Genomic DNA, 1,802 nt, shown 5'->3' with positions numbered 1-1,802 from the left:
GCCGACGATCTCGTCCAGGAAACGCTCGTCAAGGCGTGGGACAAGCAGCATACGTTTCAACCGGGCACGAACCTCAAGGCGTGGCTGTTCACGATCCTGCGCAACGAGTTCTACACGCAGATGCGCAAGAAGGGCCGCGAAGTGCAGGATGTGGATGGTATCCACGCGATGCAATTGGCAGGCCACCCCGAGCAGCAAGGCCATCTCGACCTTCAGGATTTCCGCAAGGCTTTGGACCAGCTTCCGGACGATCAGCGTGAAGCCCTGATCCTGATCGGCGCGTCAGGTTTTTCCTACGAGGAAGCGGCCGAAATCTGCAAATGCGCGGTGGGAACGATCAAAAGCCGCGTGTCTCGCGCGCGCACTCGCATGGCCGATCTTCTCGGCATCGAGGGCGATGGCGAGTTCGGGCCGGACTCCATCTCGTCGCAGATCATCGGCATCGCGCCGGCGGCCTGATCGACTGACTTTTCGGGCCGCCGCGATCCGTTTTTCGTACCCGGCCAAGGAACCGTTTGGGCGCGAAGTGGATTTCCAGCACGGCCCAAGCGCTGCAACGGCTCAGCGAGTTTTGTTGGTTTTTCGTCCACAAGAGGAATGCATCATGTCCGATAGTACGCCTTCCGATTTTTCTCAGTCCGGCAACGCGGAAGCGCGCAAGGCGGAGGGCGATCTGGAGTCGCAGGTAGCCCAGCTTCGCGAAGACGTCGCGCAGGTTGTCGAGACGCTGAAGACCATCGCCAACGGCCGGGCCGACGATGCGCGCTCGCAGGCCTTCGCCATTCGCGACGAGGTTCGCGATCGCGGCGAGCGTTATCTGCGCCAAGCGCAGGAAACGGCCGGCGAGTTCGAAGAGCAGATCACCGAGCGCGTGCGTGCCGAGCCGATCAAGAGCGTTCTGATCGCGGCTGCCGTGGGCTACGTCTACGCTCGCCTTTTTAGATGATCGGGCCGCTTATCGCCAAACTCTTCACCGGCGAGGCGTCGATCTATCTGGCGCGCCTTCGAACGGCGATGACCATCTATATCGTGATGGCCATTCTGGCGCTCGGGGCGATCGGCTTCTTGCTGAACGCCTTGTTTACATGGCTCGCGTTCCGCTTCGGTCACGTTCAGACATCCATCGGCTTCGGTGTCGTCTGCTTGATCGGCATCGCGATCATGTATGTCGTGCTCCTGATGGCGCGACGCGTCCCGCAGCAGCGGGCGCGTGATCGTGTCCAGCGGGACGTGGCTTCGATCGCCAGCGTGGCGGCCATCTCGAACTTGCCGACGATCTTCGGCTTGGTGCGCCGTCGCAAATCGGTGCTTCTCGTGCCGATCGGCTTGGCTTCCATCTGGGGCCTCTTCATGGCCCTACGAGGCTATCGCGATCGGTATTGATCGGTTTGAGGGCGGGGCGCGAGAGCGCTCCGCTCTTTTTCATCAGAGATGACGGATCGTTCTTCCCATCCGCGAATTCCTTCATCAGGAATTAAACCCATGGGAGAAGAACATGGCCGAACTGAATACCAACAAGGCGCGGCAGGGGCGAACCGGACGCCCGGTTCTTTATGTGCTGCTCGGCGGTCTAGCGCTGGCTCTGGTCGTGTTCGCGGGGCTCGGCATCTATGGCAGCGTACTGCCGGATCAGAACATCAACGGCGTTCAGAATTCGGACGTGAGCGCGGCGCCCGCGACATCGACCGAGACGACCAGTTCCACGGTCTCGCCATCGCAGGCCAATAACAGCGTGGCAACGCCGAGCGGCTCCAGCCAGTAGTAAGCTGACCGGACACCGCTGCACAGGCGGAGATACACGA

At 61.3% G+C, this 1,802-nt stretch carries 4 protein-coding genes; all 4 read left to right on the top strand.

Annotation, left to right across the window (positions count from 1 at the left end; genetic code table 11):
- On the top strand, positions 1–459 hold a 459-nt coding region (locus tag NS365_RS22865; protein WP_058602589.1), incomplete at its 5' end, for a sigma-70 family RNA polymerase sigma factor.
- 145 nt (positions 460–604) lie between these two features.
- Positions 605–946, top strand: coding sequence for a DUF883 family protein (locus NS365_RS22860; protein WP_058602588.1), 342 nt, complete (start codon positions 605–607; stop codon positions 944–946).
- Entirely contained in the window at positions 943–1,383 is a 441-nt protein-coding gene (locus NS365_RS22855) for a hypothetical protein (protein ID WP_058602587.1), read from the top strand. Before NS365_RS22860 ends, NS365_RS22855 begins: the two co-directional genes overlap by 4 nt.
- 112 nt (positions 1,384–1,495) lie before the next feature.
- Positions 1,496–1,762: a hypothetical protein gene (locus NS365_RS22850; RefSeq protein WP_058602586.1), complete on the top strand. Its 267-nt coding sequence runs from the start codon at positions 1,496–1,498 to the stop codon at positions 1,760–1,762.
- Positions 1,763–1,802 lie beyond the last annotated feature (40 nt).

This window comes from Aureimonas ureilytica, from assembly GCF_001475935.1.
In the GTDB taxonomy this organism is placed as follows: domain Bacteria; phylum Pseudomonadota; class Alphaproteobacteria; order Rhizobiales; family Rhizobiaceae; genus Aureimonas; species Aureimonas ureilytica_A.
This window is presented reverse-complemented; position numbering and strand designations above follow the sequence as displayed.

Bases quoted from the DNA above. Each gene is read 5' to 3' on its own strand.
- NS365_RS22850 (WP_058602586.1), top strand. From the start codon at position 1,496: ATGGCCGAACTGAATACCAACAAGGCGCGGCAGGGGCGAACCGGACGC.
- NS365_RS22855 (WP_058602587.1), top strand. From the start codon at position 943: ATGATCGGGCCGCTTATCGCCAAACTCTTCACCGGCGAGGCGTCGATC.
- NS365_RS22860 (WP_058602588.1), top strand. From the start codon at position 605: ATGTCCGATAGTACGCCTTCCGATTTTTCTCAGTCCGGCAACGCGGAA.